General features: G+C 62.3%; 21 protein-coding genes. 13 read left to right on the top strand and 8 right to left on the bottom strand.

The window, feature by feature from the left end:
- Positions 1–19 precede the first annotated feature (19 nt).
- Both IVA95_RS36025 and IVA95_RS36020 read right to left on the bottom strand, forming a co-directional pair.
- Positions 20–385 carry a hypothetical protein gene (locus IVA95_RS36025; RefSeq protein WP_213246348.1) on the bottom strand — a complete coding sequence of 122 codons (366 nt, stop codon included), beginning with the start codon at positions 383–385 and terminating at the stop codon, positions 20–22.
- An 83-nt stretch (positions 386–468) separates the two neighbouring features.
- Entirely contained in the window at positions 469–690 is a 222-nt protein-coding gene (locus tag IVA95_RS36020) for a hypothetical protein (RefSeq protein ID WP_171580574.1), read from the bottom strand.
- Positions 691–1101: 411 nt separating this feature from the next.
- Here IVA95_RS36020 and IVA95_RS36015 point away from each other — a divergent pair, with 411 nt between their 5' ends.
- The 6 genes from IVA95_RS36015 to IVA95_RS35990 all read left to right on the top strand — a co-directional run bounded on the left by IVA95_RS36015 (position 1102) and on the right by IVA95_RS35990 (position 9692).
- Positions 1102–4824 (top strand): tetratricopeptide repeat protein, encoded by a 3723-nt coding sequence (locus IVA95_RS36015; RefSeq protein ID WP_247514828.1) that lies wholly within the window; start codon positions 1102–1104, stop codon positions 4822–4824.
- A 360-nt stretch (positions 4825–5184) separates the two neighbouring features.
- Positions 5185–5649 (top strand): hypothetical protein, encoded by a 465-nt coding sequence (locus tag IVA95_RS36010; protein WP_247514827.1) that lies wholly within the window; start codon positions 5185–5187, stop codon positions 5647–5649.
- Between the two features lie 20 nt (positions 5650–5669).
- Entirely contained in the window at positions 5670–7442 is a 1773-nt protein-coding gene (locus IVA95_RS36005) for an adenylate/guanylate cyclase domain-containing protein (protein WP_247514826.1), read from the top strand.
- Between the two features lie 94 nt (positions 7443–7536).
- A complete protein-coding gene (locus IVA95_RS36000) occupies positions 7537–8850 on the top strand; it encodes a hypothetical protein (protein ID WP_247514825.1) in 1314 nt (437 codons plus the stop codon).
- Between the two features lie 44 nt (positions 8851–8894).
- Positions 8895–9140, top strand: a complete 246-nt coding sequence (locus IVA95_RS35995) for a hypothetical protein (protein ID WP_247514824.1) — start codon at positions 8895–8897, stop codon at positions 9138–9140.
- A gap of 177 nt (positions 9141–9317) precedes the next feature.
- Complete coding sequence (locus IVA95_RS35990) at positions 9318–9692, top strand: DUF1488 family protein (RefSeq protein WP_256470372.1); 375 nt, start codon at positions 9318–9320, stop codon at positions 9690–9692.
- Between the two features lie 67 nt (positions 9693–9759).
- Here the strand turns inward: IVA95_RS35990 and IVA95_RS35985 are convergent, their stop codons facing one another.
- The 3 genes from IVA95_RS35985 to IVA95_RS35975 form a co-directional block, all read right to left on the bottom strand.
- On the bottom strand, positions 9760–11154 hold the full coding sequence (locus IVA95_RS35985) for an FAD-binding oxidoreductase (RefSeq protein WP_247514822.1): 1395 nt from the start codon (positions 11152–11154) through the stop codon (positions 9760–9762).
- Positions 11155–11305: 151 nt separating this feature from the next.
- A complete protein-coding gene (locus IVA95_RS35980; protein WP_247514821.1) occupies positions 11306–11566 on the bottom strand; it encodes a hypothetical protein in 261 nt (86 codons plus the stop codon).
- A gap of 683 nt (positions 11567–12249) precedes the next feature.
- Positions 12250–12573, bottom strand: a complete 324-nt coding sequence (locus IVA95_RS35975; RefSeq protein ID WP_213246148.1) for a copper-binding protein — start codon at positions 12571–12573, stop codon at positions 12250–12252.
- A 411-nt stretch (positions 12574–12984) separates the two neighbouring features.
- Between IVA95_RS35975 and IVA95_RS35970 the strand changes: the two genes are divergently transcribed.
- Positions 12985–14124, top strand: a complete 1140-nt coding sequence (locus IVA95_RS35970) for a hypothetical protein (RefSeq protein WP_247514820.1) — start codon at positions 12985–12987, stop codon at positions 14122–14124.
- Positions 14125–14223: 99 nt separating this feature from the next.
- On the opposite strand, the gene IVA95_RS35965 is transcribed toward IVA95_RS35970, so the two are convergent.
- From IVA95_RS35965 to IVA95_RS35955, 3 genes are all read right to left on the bottom strand, one after another.
- A complete protein-coding gene (locus IVA95_RS35965) occupies positions 14224–15207 on the bottom strand; it encodes a GGDEF domain-containing protein (RefSeq protein ID WP_247515136.1) in 984 nt (327 codons plus the stop codon).
- A 218-nt stretch (positions 15208–15425) separates the two neighbouring features.
- Positions 15426–16181 (bottom strand): flagellar type III secretion system pore protein FliP, encoded by a 756-nt coding sequence (gene fliP / locus IVA95_RS35960; protein WP_213246143.1) that lies wholly within the window; start codon positions 16179–16181, stop codon positions 15426–15428.
- A complete protein-coding gene (locus IVA95_RS35955) occupies positions 16178–17212 on the bottom strand; it encodes a flagellar biosynthetic protein FliO (protein WP_247514819.1) in 1035 nt (344 codons plus the stop codon). Before IVA95_RS35955 ends, fliP begins: the two co-directional genes overlap by 4 nt.
- A gap of 435 nt (positions 17213–17647) precedes the next feature.
- Between IVA95_RS35955 and flgB the strand changes: the two genes are divergently transcribed.
- The 6 genes from flgB to flhB all read left to right on the top strand — a co-directional run bounded on the left by flgB (position 17648) and on the right by flhB (position 21160).
- Positions 17648–18058 (top strand): flagellar basal body rod protein FlgB, encoded by a 411-nt coding sequence (gene flgB, locus IVA95_RS35950; protein WP_247514818.1) that lies wholly within the window; start codon positions 17648–17650, stop codon positions 18056–18058.
- A gap of 26 nt (positions 18059–18084) precedes the next feature.
- Positions 18085–18510: a flagellar basal body rod protein FlgC gene (gene flgC, locus IVA95_RS35945; protein WP_247514817.1), complete on the top strand. Its 426-nt coding sequence runs from the start codon at positions 18085–18087 to the stop codon at positions 18508–18510.
- 16 nt (positions 18511–18526) lie between these two features.
- On the top strand, positions 18527–18838 hold the full coding sequence (fliE, locus tag IVA95_RS35940) for a flagellar hook-basal body complex protein FliE (protein ID WP_247514816.1): 312 nt from the start codon (positions 18527–18529) through the stop codon (positions 18836–18838).
- 128 nt (positions 18839–18966) lie between these two features.
- Positions 18967–19230: a flagellar biosynthesis protein FliQ gene (fliQ, locus tag IVA95_RS35935; RefSeq protein ID WP_247514815.1), complete on the top strand. Its 264-nt coding sequence runs from the start codon at positions 18967–18969 to the stop codon at positions 19228–19230.
- A gap of 14 nt (positions 19231–19244) precedes the next feature.
- On the top strand, positions 19245–20015 hold the full coding sequence (gene fliR / locus IVA95_RS35930) for a flagellar biosynthetic protein FliR (protein ID WP_213246138.1): 771 nt from the start codon (positions 19245–19247) through the stop codon (positions 20013–20015).
- Positions 20016–20086: 71 nt separating this feature from the next.
- Positions 20087–21160, top strand: coding sequence for a flagellar biosynthesis protein FlhB (gene flhB, locus IVA95_RS35925; protein WP_247514814.1), 1074 nt, complete (start codon positions 20087–20089; stop codon positions 21158–21160).
- The last annotated feature ends 80 nt before the right edge of the window (positions 21161–21240 follow it).

Genomic DNA, 21240 nt, shown 5'->3' with positions numbered 1-21240 from the left:
GGCAAGGGTAGTATGCCGGTCAGAACCTACGCGGCCCTGACGAGACAAACGAGCGGTGGGCTACGGCGAGCGCGCCGCGCTCGTTGGTTTCAAGGGCGATTTTCTGCGCCAGCATGACATCGCCGGCGACGAGGTCGCCATCGGGAACAAAGCACCATTTGCAGACATGTTGGCCGGTGCCGCTGATTTCCTCAATGTTCGTCTGCGTCCCATGGTGGATACGGTAGCGCGTCCCGGTGTGGCTGCCGACGACGTCGAAATATCGGAATCGCTCGTAAGAGGCCCGCTGCTTCGGCGAGAGCCAATCCTTCAAGAGCGCGAGGGCTCGCGCCTCAGTCTCGAAGCGAAACGATTTACTGCAGGAACCGGACCGCGCCACTGCCAGCGAAAGCGCTGACAGCAGCACGGTACCGAGCAAAGCCAGCACAAACGAGCATATCGCAAGGACGATCTGCTGGGTCACTGCCGTCAGCCGCCAACGAGACGCGGATAAAACAGCGTTTCTTCCGCCGTCGGATCGAAGGAGCGGATAACCCGTTGCTCGCCGGGTCCCGTTCGGACCGCTGCCGTAAATCCTGCGCCTGTCAATTCCATAAAGCGCCGCTCGGCCTTTTCGACCTCCGCGCGGTCATGGATGTCGAATGTATGCCGGGTGTCGCCGGTACGATCCATCACGATCTGGGTTGCCATTTCACGCACTCCGAATTTGGCTGTCTGAGGCAGGTTGGCAGACCCGGGAGCTTTGGCTGATGGATTGTCGGCCGTGCATCCCGAGTCCATGCCTCTCCTAAAACGGGACGGCTGATGTTGGTTCCATTCGTCTCGCGATAATGATTCTGATTCTGGCGTGGGGCGATGTCGTGGCGACTGCCTGCAGCCGCGAGCCGGCGGTATTTGCAGGATGAGCCGAGAAGAGCTGCATTCCGGCCCTTTCTTTGATGGGGGTGGTGCTCGACCCCATGCCGCCGGATGGACTCGCCGGCGCCTTCAGCGAAATCAATGAGTTGACGTTAACAAAGCCTTAAGTCGGCCAATCCAAGATTCAAAACCGCAGGCGAGAGCGCTTCGCCGCAGAATCATTGAGGCCACGAGATTTCCGGGATGGGGCAAAGGGCTGCCGCTGGAACTGGATCGCAGAGCCGCGCTTTGGCGCGGGTAGCCCGGCTTTGCCGTGGCTGGCCGCTCGCTCTTGTCATATTGCTCGCCGCGCTGGCCGTTTCGCAGCCCTGCCGGGCCGACGAGCCCGTGCGGGGAGAGGCTACGTTCACGTCCGGAGGCGGCTTCGCGCGGCTGGTGCTGAAGCTGGCCGAGGACGTCGAATCCGACGTTTCGACCGCGGGTTCGATCATTATCATCCGCTTCAAGCGCCCGGTGGACATTCCCGTCGACAAACTGTCGGACGCCGTCCCCGATTATGTCGGCTCGGCGCGGCGCGATCCCGACGGCACCGCGATCCGGCTGTCGCTGGCGCGGCGGGCAACCGTCAACACCATGACGGCGGCGGAGCGGATTTTCGTCGACTTCCTGCCCGATAGCTGGACGGGTCCGCCGCCCGCGCTTCCAGCCGCGGTCGTTCGCGAACTGGCGGAGCGGGCGCGGTCTGCCGAGCGCGCGCTCCGCGCCCAGCTTGCGGTGGCGTCCGCGAAAAAGAAGCCGCCGGTGCGTGTCCGCGCCTCGGTGCAGCCGACCTTCGTCCGCTTCGTGTTCGAGATGCCCGACGGCGTCAACGTCTCGTCGGTGCTGAACGATCAGAAGCTGACGCTGCAGTTCAACGGCGTGCTCAATTTCGATCTGGCGGATGCGAAGGTGGCGGCGCCGCCAAACATCGCCTCAATCAACCAGCGCGCCGACGTCGACTTTTCCGCCGTCGACATCGTGCTGATCGGCGAGGTCGACGTGCATTCCTTCCGCGAGGAAAAGAACTATGTGATCGACGTCGCCTTCCAGCAGCCGGAAAAGCCCGCGCTGGCCGAGCTGCAAGCCGCGGCCAAACCGGTCGTGCCGGCCAAGCCGGGACCCGCCTCGCGGATCGCGCGCGACAAAGCCCTGAAGGAATCGCCGCCACCACAGCAGCCGGCCGAGATTCCGCCGGTCACGTCGGAGACGATTGCCGAACAGGCCAGGATCGAAATCAAGCCCGCGCAGGTGAACGAAGCACCGGCCGCTGCGGGCGCAATGGTTGCCATCGAAAAGCCGCCGGCCAATGGCAACGCTATTCCCACGACCGAGAAAATGCCGGCCGAACCAGTCCAGGCCGCCGCGGCGGAAGCGCCAAAGCCTGCGGCATCCAAGCAGGCTCAGTCTTCCGCGGAGCCGCCTACGAAGGCCGCACCGGCGGCGTCCGGTCCGCCGCCGGAAAGTGTTGCCAAGGACAAGCCCCCCGGCGTCGAGGCAAGGCGTGACAGTGACGGCCTGCGCGTGACGTTCTCCTTTGCCGCGCCGACCCCGGCTGCGCTGTTTCGCCGTGCCGACACGGTATGGCTGGTATTCGACCAGACCAAGCCGGTCGATATCGAACCGATCCGTAGCAAGGGCGGCGCCATCATCGGCGATGTCAGCCGACTGCCGCTGGAAAAGGGCCAGGCTGTCCGCATCCGCCTCAATCGGCCGCAGATCCCTTCGCTCGAAAGCGAAGACCGCGCCAACGGCGCCGAGTGGACGCTGACCTTCGCCGACCGTGGCCAGACGCCACCGCTGCCGCTGATGGTGCTGCGGAACATTACCGATCCCGCGCTCGCCAATGTCACCGTGCCGCTGGCCAATCCCGGCGCGATGCACCGGCTGGTCGATCCCGACGCAGGCGATACGCTGTGGGTCGTGACCGCGCCGCCACCGACCCGCGGTCTCATCAAGCGGCACGATTTCGTCGAACTGTCGCTATTGGAATCGGTGCACGGCGTGGTGGTGCATCCGAACTCCGACGATATCAACGCCGAGGTCGGCGCCGACAAGGTGATGCTCGGCCGGCCCGGTGGATTGACGCTGTCGTCCGCCGACGTCGCGGCTGAACGTGCCACCGCGGCGGTCAGGCCGCTGTTCGATGCCGATGAATGGCGCAAGAACCGGGAGGAAAAATTCCTTGCCCGGCTGGACGCGCTGATCAAGGCCGCGGCCGCTGCGGGGCCCGAGCAAAAGAGGCACGCCCGCCTCGAACTTGCGAATTTCTACATGTCGCGCGGCATGTATCAGGAGGCGAGAGGGGTAACCAACCTCATCCTCTCCGAAACCAACCAGGGGAATGAAGACGCCGCCGTGCTGATGGTGCATGCGGTAGCCAGCATCTTGATCGGCCATCCCGAGCATGCGCTGAAGGATCTTGCCCATCCGGCGATCGGCAACGGCTACGATTCCCAATTGTGGAAAGGGTTCGCGTTCGCCCGCCAGGAAAAATGGGTGGACGCGCGTGAAAAGTTCAAGAACGCCGAATTCTCAATCGCCGCGCTGCCGCTGGAACTGCAGCGCATCCTCATTACCGACGCGATGCGGGCCTCGCTCGAGGTAAAGGATTATGGCGGGGCCTCGCGGCGGCGCAGCGAACTGGAAGTGATCGGCATTCCCAACGAGATGAAGCCCGAGATCGCCGTGCTGCGCGGACGTCTCGCCGAGGCATTGGGGCACGACAAGGACGCGCTCGACGCCTACAGGTTCGCGGCGCAGTCCAGCGACCGGAAGGCATCGGCGGAGGCGAGGTTGCTGCAGACCCTGCTGCGGCACCGGCGCGGCGAACTCGGCCAGACCGAGTTGATGCGTGAACTTGAGACATTGTCGGTGATCTGGCGTGGCGACGCGATCGAGTTGAGGGCATTGAACAAGCTGACGCAGCTCTATGCCGAAAACGGGCGCTATGCCGAGGCGCTCTCCGCCGCCAAGACCGCGACGAAGCTGCAGCCCAATTCCGAACTGTCGCGGCAGGGCCAGGATGCGGCGTCCGCGCTGTTCACGGACCTCTATCTCGGCCAGAAGGGCGACGACATGAAGCCGGTCGACGCGCTCGCCATGTTCTATGAGTATCGGGAGTTGACGCCGATCGGCCGGCGCGGCGATGAAATGATCCGGCGCCTCGCGGACCGGCTGGCTGCCGTCGACCTGCTCGACCAGGCCGCCGAACTGTTGCAGTACCAGGTCGACAAACGCCTGGAGGGCGCCGCGCGCGCACAAGTGGCGGCCCGGCTTGCGATGGTCTACCTGGCGAACCGCAAGCCGGACCGGGCGATCATGGCGCTGCGCCTGACGCGGATCGCCGATCTATCCGGCGAATTGCGGCAGCAGCGGCTACTCCTGGAGGCACGGGCCCAGAGCGATGTCGGTCGCCACGACCTCGCACTCGATATCATCTCCAACATCACCGGCCGCGAAGCGATCCGGCTGCGCTCCGACATCTATTGGGCGTCGCGGCAGTGGCGGGAGGCTTCCGAACAGATCGAACTGTACTACGCCGACCGCTGGCGCGATTTCAAACCGCTGAATGCCGCCGAGAAGAGCGACATAATCCGCGCCGTGGTTGGCTATGCGCTGGCCGAGGATGCGATCGGCCTGGCCCGTTTCCGCGAGAAATACGCGCCCCTGATGATCGGTGAGGCCGACCGGTTCGCATTCGAGACCGCGAGCAAGCCGGCCGCCTCCAACAGCGCCGAATTCGCCTTGATTGCCAAGATGGCGGCCAGCGTCGACACGCTCGACGGCTTCATCCGTGAAATGAGGATCCGCTTCCCGGATGCTACCGCCCGCGCGCCGCAGTCGCCGGAAATCTCCCGGGGCGAGCCGGTTCACACCGGCGCCTTGCCGGCGATTGCCGGCATCAGGCGGGCCGGCGCGGCGAGGTAATGGCGGGGCTGACAACGAAACCTGCACCTCCGGCTAGTTAGCCCCCGCGGTTGCGCTAAACCTCCACGCGTTCATAATTCGTGAATTGAATTTGCCGCTGGCCGGATCATGCTTGGATCGTCGATCAGTTCGCGTGTGGCCGAATTTGACGTCCAGATTGTGGATGCCGGTTACGATCTCGGCGCTGCTCGACTCGCCGTAATGCACGCAACTTTCGAGCCGAGCTGACGCGGTTCCCTAGGTTATCAGTCAGCCCCACCTTCATCTTTTTTGCCGCGCGCCGGTGCGTGCTTGATCGCAGCTATTGGCTTCTTCGCGAAGCTCTAGTTCCTCGGCTTTCTGCGGCCGCGCGACGCCGCGATGGCTGCCGATGTCTCGAACTCCGGGACGAAAAACATGCTGAAACGATCACGTATTTTTTTCTTCGCAACTGGCGCGAGCTTCATCCTCCTATCGCCGGTTATCTGGTTTGTTATCGATGCTGACCTGTATTTGAAGAACGCGAGCGCCGCTACAACAACCGCCGTTCGATCGGAGGCAGTAGCTCCGGGGCCTTTCAAGGTGGCCCACGCCGCTAACCAAATTACGACGAGGATACTTGAAATGGATCAAGCCAAGCATCGCGCTTTCTGGATCTCCGTTCTGAAAAATAAAAAGTTGGCTTGTGATGTTGTTGTTCGGAGCACCTACCAAGGTAGTGCTCAATCCGGGATCGATAACTGGAGCGTCAGCTGTCAGGACGGTCACAAATATTTGATGAGTATCAACCCGGACGCGCAGGCCGCAGCCTGCACTCGAAACACCTTTGCCGGAATCTCTGAATAGCGCTTGGGAGGCCTACTTCAATGGCCTCAGATCAGACCAAACGCAAGCTCGCCGCAATTTTCGCTGCCGATATTGTCGGCTACAGCCAGCTGATGGGTGCGGATGAGGAGGGCACGCTCGCCCGCCTCAAGGAGCTTCGCAGTGAGCTGATCGAGCCAAAGAACAAGCAACATCACGGCCGCATTGTGAAAACGACCGGCGACGGAATTCTAATCGAGTTTCCAAGCGTGGTCGATTCAGTACGCTGCGCGATCGGCATTCAACAGGGCATGGTCGAACGCAATGCTGGCGTGCCGCAGGAGAAACGAATTGAGTTTCGCGTGGGGGTCAATCTTGGGGACGTGATGATAGAAGGCCGCGATCTCTATGGTGATGGCGTGAATATCGCAGCCCGCCTTGAGGCGCTCGCCGAACCCGGCGGTATATGTATCTCCGAGGCTGTCCTCAATCACGCGCGCGATAAAGTGCCTTTCGATATCGAGGACGCGGGTGAGCAAACGCTGAAGAACATCGCTCGACCTGTCCACGTTTACCGCATCATTATCGATCCCACCCGGCGGCCTGCGATGTACAAGCCTACGACTACAACGCTGGCGTTGCCGGACAAGCCATCCGTCGCCGTACTTCCGTTCAGCAACATGAGCGGCGATCCCGAGCAAGAGTTCGTCTCCGACGGTATCGTCGAGGACGTGATCACGGCGTTATCGCGCTATCCATCGCTGTTCGTTATCGCCAGAAATTCTTCCTTCACTTACAAGGGGCGATCGGTCGACGTGAGGCAGGCCGGGCGCGAGCTAGGCGTACGCTATGTGCTCGAAGGTAGCGTGCGCAAGGCGGGTAACCGCATCCGCGTCACCGCGCAGCTGATAGAGGCGGAAACCAGTAATCATGTCTGGGCGGAGCGTTATGACCGCGATCTTGCCGATATTTTTGCTGTGCAGGACGAACTCACCGAGGCGCTGACCACCGCGCTAGCCCCCGCAATTGCAGACGCTGAGCTGCGTCGAGCGATGCGCAAGCCGCCGGGGAGCCTTGATGCCTGGGCGGCCTATCAGCGCGGTCTGTGGCATCTGAGCAAAGCCACGCTGGATGACGATTTGAGGGCAGCGGAATTTTTCAGGCAGGCAATCGATCACGATCCGACCTTTGCCGGCGGCTACAGCGCGCTCGCTCTATATCAACTGCAAGCGGCCGCAATTTACCAAACGCTGGATTTGGCAGAGGCGCAACGTTCGGCCGAGGGCTTGGCCCGCCGAGCGGTCGCCCTCGATGGGGCCGATGCGGAAGCCCGTTCATGCCTCGGCTGGGCCTTGCATTCCCGCGGCGAGGCAGACGGTGCGTTGGCGGAGATCGAGCGAGCTCTCGCGATGAGTCCCAATTTGGCGATCGCGCACGGCCACCGAGGCGCGACGCTGATTTTCGCCGGACGGCCGAAGGAGGGGCTCACGGCTCTCGAAAAGTGTCTCAGGCTCGATCCGCGCGATCCCTATCTGGCAGTACGTTTATTGCACATTGCGTGCGGTCTATATTTCGGCGGTGAATACGACGCTTCGATCGAGGCCTCGAAGCGGCTGTTGCGGTCGTATCCCGATTTTCCGATGATCTACCGCTGGTCTGCGGCGGGGCTGGGCCAGCTTGGGCGCATTGCAGAAGCGAGCGAAGCATTGGAGTTGGCCGTCTCCCACGCACCGGCGGCCTTCGATATGTATGTTCGCAACAGAGCCCCCTGGTTTCGGCCGGATGATCACGCGCATCTGATCGAGGGCCTGCGCAAGGCCGGCTGGAAAGGTTGAGGGGGCCAAAGGCGAGCCGGATGCATCTCCCCATGGCGTGGACCCAATGCCCTCTCGACACGTTATCGCGAGGCAGGATCGATCGAAGCCAGCCATGGAAACATTTGAGGCTTATCTCGACAGGAAACACAGGGAAATCACGTTGCTGAACGGTTTCCTGAGCGCTCCTTTGGCGCTGCGGCGTCCGATCTCGGTGGCTGAGGTGATTGAGCACAAGTTTCACGTCGCCGCCGCCCTGAAGGCTGAGCATGCACTGCACGATTGGGCGTTCACGGAAACGGCCTGGGCACATCCGGGCCGCCTGCGCGCCGGGCCGTTCCAGTTCAGCTACGACTATCAGCGTGCAGACCTCGAAGTGCGCGGCCCATCCTTTTACCAGTTCGACCATTCGACAGCGGCGAACCAGACCATCTATACGTCCTCCGGGATGGCGGCGATATCGGCGCTGCTGCTGGCCTTCGCACGCTTGGTGCCCGAGGCGGACATCCTCGCCTTGCCTGCCGCCTATGGCGAGACCCTGGAGCTCATCGAAAATCATGCACGTCAGTTTCGCTTGATCCCGCTGAAAAGCTCTCCTGACGAGGTCGCCTTTTGTGCTGATCGACCGCGAATTCTTCTGTTCGATTCATGCACGCCCGCTGCCGCATTCGAGGCGACCCTCCATTGTGCAAGGCCGCGCCTCGATCTCGTGATTTTCGACACGACCTGCTTCTCGACGGGCTCGGGGCGGATCCGCCGGGTTGTGAGCTGGGCGCGACGTTGGAAAGTCCCGATCGCGCTGGTGCGCAGCCATACCAAGCTCGACTCCCTCGGGGTGGAGTACGGCCGGCTCGGCTCGGTCGTTTTCGTCACCTGCGAAAAGCATGTCGCCCCGGCCAAGCGGGAGCGGCTGGAGGACCTCGCCAACGAAACGCGCAATGCCGTGCGACTGTTCGGCGGCGCGGCGGTGCCTGCGCATTTCCCGCCCTACGTCGGAGCGAAAGCCTACCGGGCTCTGACTGACAGGCGGGTGGCGGCCATTTTGCGCAACAGCAGGCGGACGGCACGCTGTTTTGCGTCCGGGCTCTCTTCATCGGCGGAGCTGCATTTCGCACACGGTCTCTATGTCACACTGGCGCCGAAGCGAATGCTCGACGAGAAGCAGACGAAGCAAGTGGCGGCGGATTTGTGCGACGACCTGCGAAGAGCCGGATTGCCGCTGCGGCATGCGGGGAGTTTCGGCTTCGATTTCGGCGCAGCGGAGTGGTTTCGTGATACCGCACGCAATCGTCACGTGGTCAGGATCGCGGTACCCGATCTTCCGACGCTGCTGTGGGACCAGGTCGCTCGAGCGGTGGTGGAGTGGTGGTCAGCGCACGAGGAGGAAAAGTTTCAGCCCGCTGGCTTGTCCACGACTGCACCCGTATAGGCAAATCGCGGAGGGACGTTCGTGGCTTTCTGCGGAGCGCGAGCGTGATGGATGAAATCCTGCGCTGGGTGGCGACCGCCGGCACGATCGGCGCCGGGCTGGTTCTGGCTGCCCGGGCGCGGCCACGAATTACCGGCTGGGCGTTCGTGGTGCTCAGCGCAGCATCGATAATCTGGATCATCGTCGGCTACCTAACTGCGGAATATGCGCTGATGGTGCAAAACGTCGTGGTGACACTCATCAACCTGTTCGGCATCTACCGATGGCTGATCTGGAAGGGAAAGGTATGAAGAGGTCCGGCCCTCGCACCAGGTCGATCTGTAGCAAACGCGCTGCCTTCGCGGCGATCCCTGGTCCGACGTGCTGCAGCCCAATTTTTGACGAGTTGGTCCATTAGGAAAGACTTCAGCGTCTTCCTGGCGCCTCCTGCAATTGCCTCTAGCCAATCGCCCAAGACGGGCCGTCCGATGCCACTGACCCGGGACCGAATCATAGGACACGATAACGAACGCTTGGCGTTCAGGTTCACCATGCTGAACGATGCGGACACGGTCGAGTGTCAGATCAGCGACGCCGCGATGGATGAACTCGGAGGCGTCAAAGGAACGGAAAGCATGGCAAGGCAGGCGCAGTTCCTGTCCTTGAGGGATACCGTCGAGAGCATCGCATCCGATATTTTCGACAAAGGGCCATGCGTGAAGGGACAGATCGTCAGGATCTTTACCAAGCATGTGCAGAAATTGCCGCCATCGCTGACGGACCCGGTCGTTACCGGCTCGGAGCCGGATGCGAGCCAAGCCGCTTCGCTGCGAATCATTGCCGAAACGAGGGCGGCGCAGTAACGCGCCGCGCCGCGCTTCCGTGGGCCTCGATAACGGCTGTATAAAGGAGCTGAGGGCGGTCGCCCTATCACACCGTAAAAATTCGCCCCGGGTTCAGGATGTTCTTCGGGTCGAGCGCGCGCTTGAGCGTGCGCATGGTTTCGATTTCCTCTTCGGTGCGGCTCATTTTAAGGTAAGGCCGCTTCAGGATGCCGATGCCGTGTTCGGCCGAGATCGAGCCGCCGAATTCGCCGGTGATGTCGTAGACGAGCTTCTCGAATTCATCGTGCTTGTCGGGTGTGTGCTCGTGATGCACGTTGACGTGCAGATTGCCGTCGCCGGCATGGCCGAACACGATGGCGAACGCGTGCGGATCAATGGCCCTGACCCGCGATCCGATCGTGTCGGCATATTCCTCCATCCGGTCGATAGCGAGGCTGACATCGAAGCCGACACGGGCGGTGTAAGGGAAGGTGCGGCCCAGTTCGACGCTGGAATCGCGGATGCGCCAGATCGTGGCGGCCGATGCATTCGAGGTCGAGAGCGTGGCGTCGAGGATCAGGTTGTCGCCCATCGCCGTTTCGAGCAGCTTCTCGAGATCGGCATGGATGCGCTCGGGATCGCTGCCGGAAGCTTCCAGCAGAACGTAGAAAGGATGATGGGTCGGAAGCGGTCCGGCCACGCCCTTCACCCGCTCGACGGTGAGGCGGTAGTAGGCATTCCACATCACTTCGAATGCGGTCAATTCGCCGCCGAGACTTTGCCGCGCCAGCTTCAGGAATGCCATGACCTGGCCGAACGAGGGCAGGGCGCATAGCGCCACCTGCCGCTCCGCCGGCGCGGGAAAGACTCGCAATGCAGCACGCGTCACGACGCCGAGGATGCCTTCGCTGCCGATGAAAAGCTGCTTTAAATCGATGCCGGTGTTGTTCTTGATGTATTTGCGCAGGCCCTTCAGCACGGTGCCGTCGGCGGTGACGACCTCAAGCCCGAGAATCAGGTCACGCGTCATGCCGTAACGGATGACGCGGTTGCCGCCGGCATTGGTCGAGATGTTGCCGCCGATGGTGCAACTGCCGCGCGCGCCGAGGTCGAGCGGAAACATCAGGCCGTCCTGCTCGACACGCTCCTGCAGTTTTTGCAGCGGCGTGCCGGCCTGCGCGATGGCGACGCCGGCGGAGACATCGACCTCTTCGACGCTGTTCATGCGCTCCATCGACAGCACGATTTCGTTCGCATTCGGCAGCGCGCCGCGCACCAGCCCGGTCATGCCGCCCTGCGTCGTAACGGGTACGCCTTCGCGATGACAGAGCCGCAGCAGCACGGAGACGTCCTCCGTCGTTCTGGGGCGGACGACTGCGCGCGGTTTGGGCACCGGATTGCCGGCGATGTCGTGGTAATAGCGCGCGTCGATGTCAGCGTCTGATAGCACCGCGCCTTTGCCGAGCGCGTTGTGCAGTTCGTCAATGAAGCCCTCGGACATGCCCCTGCCTCTTATTCATATGGAATTTGGCCGAAGCTTTTACATGCGGCATGGCCGGGAAGAAACCCGGTCCAGCCGCAATCGCGGCGTTTTCAGCACGAGCAAAGGCGCGCCTGAAGCCTCGATCTCTCGCCGGTGCTGTGACCGGCGATCAGTGTGGCTCTCGCCGGGTGATCCTGTGCGGGGTCTTCTTGATGCGCGACTTCGGCATCGGCGGGGTGACGGTAGGGCTGATGGTGGGGCTGTCCTGCCGCTCAGGCTCGACCGACGTGATCTGGTTGCAGGCGTCGCACTTGTAGACGTAAACGAGCGGGCGCAGTCCGATCCGGGGCAGCTTTCCGATCCGGGTCGTACCTGCGCCGCAGATCTCGCAGCGCGGCGGCAGACCGGTTTCTGAAGGCTTGGCGGACATATTGAACGAATCGCTGAGCAAACAACAAAGGAAAGCACTGGCGAAACTGGCTATCGATTGCATCTTAATCGTGGAGAATTGAGTCCGTAAGAATACGAGGTCAGCCGGCGCGTTCACCGTCGATATCTACCTTTCGCCACCAAATCGGCCCCGGCCGGGCATCCAAACAACACACTGTGCCGTGCAAGGTCGCAGTACCAGCGCGCCAGCATCCGAGAATGTCCACCGGATCGAATCCAGCCGGACTCTGCATTTGTGAGGCGTGCAAAATGTGTTCCGCCAACGGTTGCGACACGTCGATGCAAGCAGCGCTGGCAACCGCGGAGGCCGCCCCGTCCTGTCCATCGCCTGCCGATAGGTTCAATATTGACCGGGAGGGGCCGGCGAAACGCGCCGGAAAACGACGGGCGCTGCAGCAGCGATTCCAGAAACTGAACGAATATTGCGACGAAGCGGTCGCTGAAATTCGCGCCTCGCTCGAGCGGGCGCCACGCTAACGTTACCGCGTCACGAGCCCTCGGTTCCTCCGGCGATGCGAAGCACTGTCCGGAGACGAGCCTCGCGCTCTTCACCCGGATCTTATCGCGCAGTGAAGTTGGAGGCCCGGACCCAAGGCATTCCGGGCATCGCTATTCGCCAACCCAAGCGAGACATCACGAGGCTGATGGCGCGTCGGCAATGCCTCATTTCTTCTCGATCTTGGTGACCGCGTCCGTCTTGTCGATCTTCGTGATGGTCTTGGTCCCCGGCGTGTCGTTCACGGCGAAGGTGACCCTGTCGCCGGCGTGCAGGGCGTTCAGCCGCGCGCCATCCTGAATCTTGAACTCTTCGGTCGCCGCGCCGGTGTTCGCACCGGTGGTGCCTTCCGGCATATCCTTGATCGAGATGGTGCCGCTGATCCGATCTATCTTGGTCACCATTCCGATCCGCGTTTGCTGGGCCAGAGCCGACGTCCCGGCGATGCTGAGGGCCGCGGTGGCAGCCATAATCATCCCTGCGATTTTCATGAAACACTCCCGGCTGTAGGGCGTCTACCATAAGCTGGGATTGCGGCATTTGTTCCACGCCGGAGCGGACTGCCGCTTTTTCTGCTCCGCGAAACACGGCAATTGGGGTCCGTTGCCCGAATCCTGCGGCGATATCCGTATTTTCCCGGCCCGGGAAATTAGCCACTGATTCACGATTGGGTATTCACAATTGCACGCGTTGCGTGCAGCAATTTCATTCGATCGTTTGCCACCGGCTGGTCCACGAGCATCAGGGGACGGCATCAACTGCCGCGTTACCGGTCATTGAACGGCTTGGTCGAAGGACTGGTCCGTGATCGAGGCAATGCCCGGTACAATGCGGATGCCCAACGCGCCGCCGCTGAATGACCGGTACCGACCGGCGTTTCAGATGCAGCGGTATGACGAGCAATGGCGAACGAGCAAACCGACCGGATCCAGCAGTATCTTCGGCAGATAACGTCGCAGGCGCGCAGGAATCTACTTATCGAAATCGAGCGGATGCAGATGTACGGCGAGGACATGCCGTGCTCGGACCTCATCCTGGCGGAACTGCGCGCGGAGTTTCGCAACAGCGGCCAGTCCCAAAGCCGGGTCGGCAATCCGTCGCGCTACTTCTTTGAGCCCATCGAAATTCTGTTCGTTGATCGCGCGCCGGAGCTCGCCAATTCCGGCCAGATCTCGCGCGGCTGCCTGGCTGCGATCTGGGAATGGATCAACAAGTCGCTGTTGCCGACGCTGGCGCAGGAATACTCCGAGAAGATGAAAACGGTTCTCGTCGTGGACAATGCGCGCGAAGCCCGCCGCATCGCGGCGGGATTTCAGCACAAGGTCGCCAAATGCCTCGAGAGCGCACTGGCTTCCGAAGAACTCGTCGAGCGGACGCGTGTCGGGCTTGCACAATATACCGCCTCGCGCGGCGCGATCGGCGATCTGAAGAAGATCGTGTCGGCCTTGCTGATCGCTGACGCCATCGTCGCCTTCAACAAGGCGCTGCCGTCCAGCATAGACAATCTCGATGTCCGGGAGCTTGCCGCTGTGCGCGCGCAGCTCGACGCCTTCGCGGCCAAATATCCACGGGAGGTGCCGTTCGCGCTGACGATCGTGGCCAAGCATCTCAAGACGCCATGGCAGTTGATCCGTCTCGCCACCAAAATGGCGCTGGGCAAACGCGCCTCGCAGATTGCATCGACGCGATATGCCGCCAGCGTGTCGATGGTGCTCGATCACCTCGACGACAAACGGCTGGCGCTAAGGCAGGCCCTGAAGAGCAATCGCGTCATGATCGCCAAGGACATTCTCACCGAGATATACGCGATTGAAGATGCATTGCAGGTTAGGATCGAGGAGCTCGATACATCTGGCTGGGGTCGGCGGCTGGATCAGCTGATGGCGGCGATCGTCGCAGATCTGCAAATCGAGTATCAGGGCCTCCCGGATGGCCTGCACCACGTTCTCGGATCGTGCAAACGCCATCCCCACGAGTCCGCGCATGGCATACTGACCAATCTGAAGGACTTGCTGGGCTTTGGCCACCGGCCGGCCGGATAGCCTGTTGGCCTGCGGGCCATTTGGACGCCGGTCCGCATCAGGAAAGCGCGTCGTGGAAGGATGAAGGCCCGGTTCGGATCCAATCAGAACCGATGAATGCTAGGCCGCGCCGGCCTCGGGTTCGAGCTCGGTTTCCGTCACCGTGCGGTTGCGGCCGAGTCGCTTGGCTTGATAAAGCCCGCGGTCGCAGCGCTCGATCATGGCTTCCGCGGATTCGGCGAGGCGGAATTGTGACACGCCTATTGATACCGTAATGCTGCCGATCTCCTTGCCCGTCGCACGGCGTGTCAGCTTCGCTTCGGCAATGCGGCGGCGAATGCGTTCAGCAACGGCCGTGCAGGCCTGCAGATCGGCGCCCGGCAGCACCGCGATCAACTCCTCGCCGCCGTAGCGCGCGGCGAGATCGACTTCGCGAACGCCTTCCTGCAAGACCTTGGCGACCAGCCGAAGCACCTGATCGCCGACCTGATGGCCATAATCGTCGTTGAACTTCTTGAAGTGATCGATGTCGATCAGGAAGACGCTGAGCGGCTCGTCCTTTTCCATCGCAGCGATCTGGGCAAGGCGAAGAAATTCATCCATCGAATGCCGGTTGGCAAGCCCGGTCAGTGCATCGGTGTTGGAGCGTTGCTCGGCTGCCTTCAGGGAGTCGCGGATGCTGTCGAGTTCCTCCGAGGTGGCGGCGAAGTTTGCCTCCAGCGTTGCGGCGCGCGCCGTCGCCTTTGACAACTCGTCGACCAGCTTCGCAATAATCGTCCGCGGATCACTGGTGGCAGCGGCTTCGGATGACACTTCCCCGAGCGCCTTGATGTGGGTGCGGTTGTCGGTGACTGCGGTATTGAGGAATTGCTGGGCGGTCTCGATCAGGCCGCTCAACTGCTCGGGAAGGTCGCCGAACGGATCGGCGCCGGACTGCGGCGCCACGTAGGTAATATAGAGCTCATGGTTGGTTGCCGCGTCGAACTTGCGCTTGCCTGCGACCAGGATGTCTATCGTCTTTCGCAGCGCCAGCGAACTGCCGAGCGAATATTCGAACCAGACAGCGAAATTCGTGGGAGTGGGAGGGACCGACTGCTGCGCCATCAACCGCATGGCCCGGTCGGCGATCGTCGTGGCGTATTCGACGTCCATGTCGCCGATCGGCTGGCCTGCCATCTCTGATCCGGTGATGCGTGCGGTAAGTCTGTTCCCTGGCAGCCATTGTGCACGAAGGAACTAATCTCACCTTAAATTCCCCGGGAAAGTCCGCTGCAAATACGTAACTAATATTGACCTATTTGCGGAAACGCCGGGAATTGCCGCTAACTCCCCCCATAGCTTTGTACCAGGCTCCCCGCCACCAGCGACCAGCCGTCGACCAGCACGAAAAAGATTAACTTAAACGGCAGCGACACCACGACCGGCGGCAGCATCATCATACCCATCGACATCAGCACGGATGCCACCACGAGATCGATGATCAGGAAGGGGAGGAACAGCAGGAAGCCGATCTCAAAGGCGCGTTTCAGTTCGGAGATCATGAAGGCCGGGACGAGAATCCGCAACGAGAGGTCTTCCGGCGTCGCCGGCGGCGGCTCGCCGGAGAGGTCCACGAACAGCTTCAGATCCTTTTCGCGGACATTCTTCTGCATGAAGCCGCGCAGCGGCACAGAGGCCTTTTGCAGCGCTTCCTCGACCCCGATCTGGTTGGCGACCAGCGGCTTGATGCCGTCGTCATAGGACCTCTGCAGGACGGGGCCCATCACGAAAGCGGTCAGGAACATCGCAAGCGCGATGATCACGGAGTTAGGCGGGGCGGTCGCGGTGCCCAGCGCAGTGCGCAGCAGCGACAGCACGACGACGATCCGTGTGAACGACGTCATCATGATCAGGATCGAGGGCGCGATCGACAGCACCGTCAACAGCGCGATCAACTGGATCGCGCGCTCGGTCACCCCGCCGCCGCCCTGGCCGAGATTGATGCTGATGTCCTGCGCCAGCGCCGGATCGGCGAGCGATCCGGCGACGGTCAGGACTAAGAAAAATAAAACTCTACGCGGAGAAGTCGCCGGCCTCACGAAGGGTTCTTCGGACGGCCCAGCAATGACGCCATCTCGTCTTCGAGATTCTCGAAGCCGCTCTTCTGCGGAGCGGGTGTGGGAGCGGGAGTGGGAGCGGGAGGTTCGCTGCGGGAGGTACGGGCAGGCGGCGTTTCCGGCGCTACCGGCGGCGCTACCGGTTCGGCCGGCCGGCGCAGGGCGGCTTCCAGCCGCTGCGCCATCTCGGCGAGATTCTGGTCGGCGCTCGGCGGCGCGGGGGGTGGAGGGGGCGGAGGCGGCGGTGCCGCGGCGCGTTCGGGCGCTCGAACCGGCGGCGCCTCACGAACCGCAGGTACCTCGCGGGCAGGTGGTGCCTCACGGCCCGGCGGTGCCTCGCGGACCGACGCTGCCTCACGAAGTGGCGGCGCCTCACGGACCGGTGGTGCCTTGGGCAACTCACGTTGCGGCAACTCGCGCTGCGGCCGCGGCATCAGCGGTTCGTTGCGGGTCAGGCGCGGCGGGGCCGCTTCGGGACGACCGGTGATCGATTCCGGCGCAAAGCCCGTCAATGGATCGCTGCGACGCTCCGGCATCGAAGGCGGCGCGGGCCGGCGGAGATCGTCTGCAAAGGAGGGACGTGCGGGGCGCGGCTCCGGCATTTGCGGTTCGGCGTGATGATCGAAACCGTCCGTCGCTCGCAAATCGGCTCTCGCCGCTTCCTCGCTCCAGGCGGCATCGGGCAGCGGCGCAATCCGCGGCGGCTGCTCGCCGACCGCCGGGCGCGGTGCCATCTGATCGCGGTTGGGCATTGCGCGCACAATGTTGGGTTCGACCACGATGTCGCTCGGACCGCCGATCATCAGGAGATGCTCGACATTGTCACGCCGTACCAGCACGAGGCGCCGGCGGCCGTCCACGGCGGCGGCGTCGATCACGGCAAGCCGCGGCATCCGCCCGCGTTGGGTGTTGGCGCCGAGGCGGTTGTTGGCGAAGCGGCGGACCAGCCATGCGGCCACGCCGATCAGCGCCAGAACGGCGATGAATGCGAAGAGGAATGTCAGTGTCTGCATTCTTTAGTCCCCGGCCACGGGCCGTTCTCTTGATGCTGGCTTCGACGAGTGCGGTCTTTAGGTCTTCCTGTCCGAGCACGTTCCCTTTGGGAAAGCGGTTCCCGTTTGCCGGATCATGCCCTGAGCGATCCGCAACCGGCGAATCATGCCCGAGATCAGCCTTATTTCTTAATCCCCGCGGCGAACGCCGCCATCCGGTTAATTAATAGACCAAGAATCGTTTGACCCAAAACGACTTCTGAGCGCCCCACGCCGGGTTGGTTGCTGCTGGTTAACGCAGTTTTCGTGGCGAAAATGCGCTCGTTTTGGCGCTATCAGCAGGCATTGGCGCGAACGGCCACGCCGCAGGCGTGACTTTAACCAGCCGTTAACCATACACCGGGCAAATTCTGCCTACCTCGCGGCGCCTGCCAGAGGTTAACGGGGAACAGCTCGATGGCCATCAACGATCTTCCGATCCTGTCGGCGCTGCGCACCAAGATGCAGTGGCACCAGGAGCGCCAGCGCGTGCTCGCCGAAAACGTGTCCAACGCCAACACCCCGAATTTCAAGCCGAGCGACCTGGTCGAGCCGAAATTCGACAACAAGGGCGCGAACGTCAGCGGCGCGATGGGCTCGCTCGCCATGCTGCGCACCAGCGCCACCCATATCGGCGTCTCCGGCGGGGGGCAGAGCTTCAGGGGGGATGGCGGCAAGAGCGGCTTTCTGACCAAGCCTGCCGGCAATTCGGTCAATCTGGAAGACCAAATGCTGAAGGTCTCGGCCAACCAGATGGATTACGCGGCCGCCACTTCGCTCTACAGCCGCAGCCTCGGCCTGCTCAAAACCGCCATCGGAAAGCGCTGACGCGGCGCGACTAGGAGAACCGGATCATGGCAGATGATGGAAGCGATTTCGCCCGCTCGATGAATATCGCGACCTCCGGCCTGCGCGCGCAGGCGGGGCGGATGCGGGTGATCTCGGAAAATATCGCCAATGCGGAGTCCACCGCGCCATCGGCGGGCGGCGATCCCTATCGCCGCAAGGTGCCGACATTTTCCTCGGCGCTCGACCGCACGCTGGACGCCCGCGTGGTGACGCTCGGCAAGGTCAGGGCCGACCAGTCGGCGTTTCGTGTCAAGCACGAGCCGAGCAATCCGGCGGCGGATGCTGCCGGCAACGTCAAATATCCGAACGTCAATCCGCTGGTCGAAATGACCGACATGCGCGAGGCGCAGCGGTCCTATGAAGCCAACCTCAACATCATCAGCGCCACACGCCGCATGATTCAACGCACCCTCGACATCCTCAAGGCCTGAACAGGAACCATAGAAAATGGCTTCACCGACCGTTGCAGCAAACGCCTACGCCGCGCTTTCGCGCATCATGGAATCCGGCGGCGCCGAGAAGGGCGGCCAATCCACCGGCGGCCCGTCCTTCAGCGCGCTGCTGAAGGACGCGGTGGGAAGCGTGCTGGATGCCGGCAAGAAATCCGACGCCCAGACCATGGCGATGAGCGCGGGCAAAGCCAACGTCATGGACGTGGTGACCGCAGTCGCGGAGACCGACGTCGCGGTCTCGACGCTGGTGTCGGTGCGCGACCGGGTGATCCAGTCCTACGAAGACATCATGAAGATGCCGATCTGACGCCCCTTGGGGGCGTCATCCCGGGGCGATGCGTAGCATCGAACCCGGGATCTCGAGATTCCGGGTCTGGTCCTTTCGGACCATCCCGGAATGACGAAAGTGAGTTCAGAGCAAGCGAGAACACAACAATGACCGGCCCCGAAACCCTCGACGTGGCGCGCGATGCGATCTGGACCATCGTGGTGGTGTCGTCGCCATTGATGGTGATTGGCCTGGTGGTCGGTGTCGTGGTCTCGCTATTCCAGGCGCTGACGCAGATTCAGGAACAGACGCTGATCTTCGTGCCGAAGATCCTCGCAATTTTCATGACGCTATTGCTGGCGTTACCGTTCATGGCGGATTCGATGCACAGTCACATGATGCGGATATCGTCGCGAATCATTGGCGGTTGATGCATTGTGAATAAATGCGCGTCGACATATCGCTGCTGCCGGCCCTTGCCGCCACCTTCATGCTGGTGTTCGCCCGCGTGGGGGCTATGGTGATGCTGTTGCCGGGGTTTGGCGAGAGCAATATCCCGGTGCGCATCAAGCTCGGCATTGCGTTGCTGTTGACTTTGATCATCCTGCCGCTGCACCGCACCGCCTACCAGATCGACCTGACCTCGATGACTGCGATCGGGGTGCTGCTGGTGCACGAGATCGCCATCGGCATCGTGCTCGGCGCCACGGCGCGCGTGACGCTGGCGGCGCTTGCGGTGGCAGGCTCGGTAATCGCCCAGCAGCTCGGGCTCGGCTTCGTCACCGCCGTCGATCCGACGCAAGGACAGCAGGGCGTGCTGATCGGCAACTTCCTCTCCATTCTCGGCATGACGCTGCTGTTCGCCACCGACACCCATCACCTCGTTATCGCGGCACTGAACGAGAGCTACCGTATCTTCTCGCCGGGCGAGCTGATGCCGAGCGGCGACGTGGCGGCGCTTGCCACGCGCGCCTTCGCGACTGCATTCAAGATCGGCATCCAGCTCTCCGCGCCGTTTCTGGTGTTCGGCCTCGTCTTCAATATCGGCCTTGGCGTGCTGGCGCGGCTGATGCCGGCGATGCAGGTCTATTTTGTCGGCGTGCCGCTGTCGATCATGGTGGGCTTTCTGATCTTCGCCCTCGTCCTCACCGGAATGATGGCGACTTATCTCAACTACTTCATCGGCGTGATGCACGAATTGACGCCGCTGAAATAGAGCATGATCCGGAAAAGTGGGTACCGGTTTTCCGAGACGATCATGCTCAAACAAAATGCTAGAGCGCCGCGATGGCCGACGATACCGACGACAAAACAGAAGACCCTACGCAAAAACGTCTCGACGATGCGCTTGCCAAAGGCGACGTTGCCAAGAGCCAGGAGGTCAACACCTGGTTCATCATCGCGGGCGGCACGCTGATATTGTCGACGTTCGCGGGATCGATCGGCGGCGGCATTTTGATGCCGCTGCGCAACCTGATCGCCAATGCAGGCCAGCTTCGCGCCGACGGCGCGGCGCTGCTCGCGCTCGGCAACGCGCTGGGCTATGCCGTGCTCGGCGCGATCGGCGTGCCGCTGTTGATGCTGGCGCTTGCCGCGATCGCCGGCAACATGATCCAGCACCGGCTGGTGTGGTCGTCGGAATCGCTGAAACCGAAATTCAGCAAGGTATCGCCCGGCGCGGGACTGAAGCGCATCTTCGGCAAACAGGCGGTGGCGAATTTCGCCAAGGGCCTGTTCAAGCTGATTGCGCTCGGCGCCGTCATGGTGGCCGTGCTGTGGCCCGAACGCGATCGCCTGGAATCGTTCCTGATGTTCGATCCTTCGGCGATCCTCGGCGTCACCACCAACCTGACGCTGCAGTTGATGGGCGCAGTGGTGGCAATGCTGGCCGCGGTCGCGATCGCCGATTACTTCTTCCAGTACCGGCAGTGGTTCGAGCGCCAGAAGATGTCGCTGCAGGAGATCAAGGACGAGTTCAAGCAGTCCGAAGGCGACCCCCACATCAAGGGAAAGATCCGGCAGTTGCGCCAGCAGCGCATGAAGAAGCGCATGATGGCCGCCGTGCCCAACGCCAGCGTGATCATCACCAACCCGACCCACTATTCGGTGGCGCTGTCCTACGATCGCGGCATGACGGCGCCGGTCTGCGTCGCCAAGGGCGTCGACAACATCGCGTTCAAGATCCGGGAGATCGCCAAGAAGCACGACATACCGATCGTGGAGAATGTGCCGTTGGCGCGCGCGCTTCATGCCACCGTCGATATCGACGAGGAGATTCCAGTCGAGCACTATCACGCGGTGGCCGAGATCATCGGTTATGTCATGCGCCTCAAGAATGGGTTTGCTAGCCGAGGAATGTGAGGGGAACCGCTGGAAAACGCCTTGAAATGCCTTCAACCTGTCAAATAACCGCCTGATGGACTTGCGCTTGCGGGTCCGAT

The sequence above is a fragment of the Bradyrhizobium sp. 157 genome (genome assembly GCF_023073815.1).
Classification (GTDB): domain Bacteria; phylum Pseudomonadota; class Alphaproteobacteria; order Rhizobiales; family Xanthobacteraceae; genus Bradyrhizobium.
This window is presented reverse-complemented; position numbering and strand designations above follow the sequence as displayed.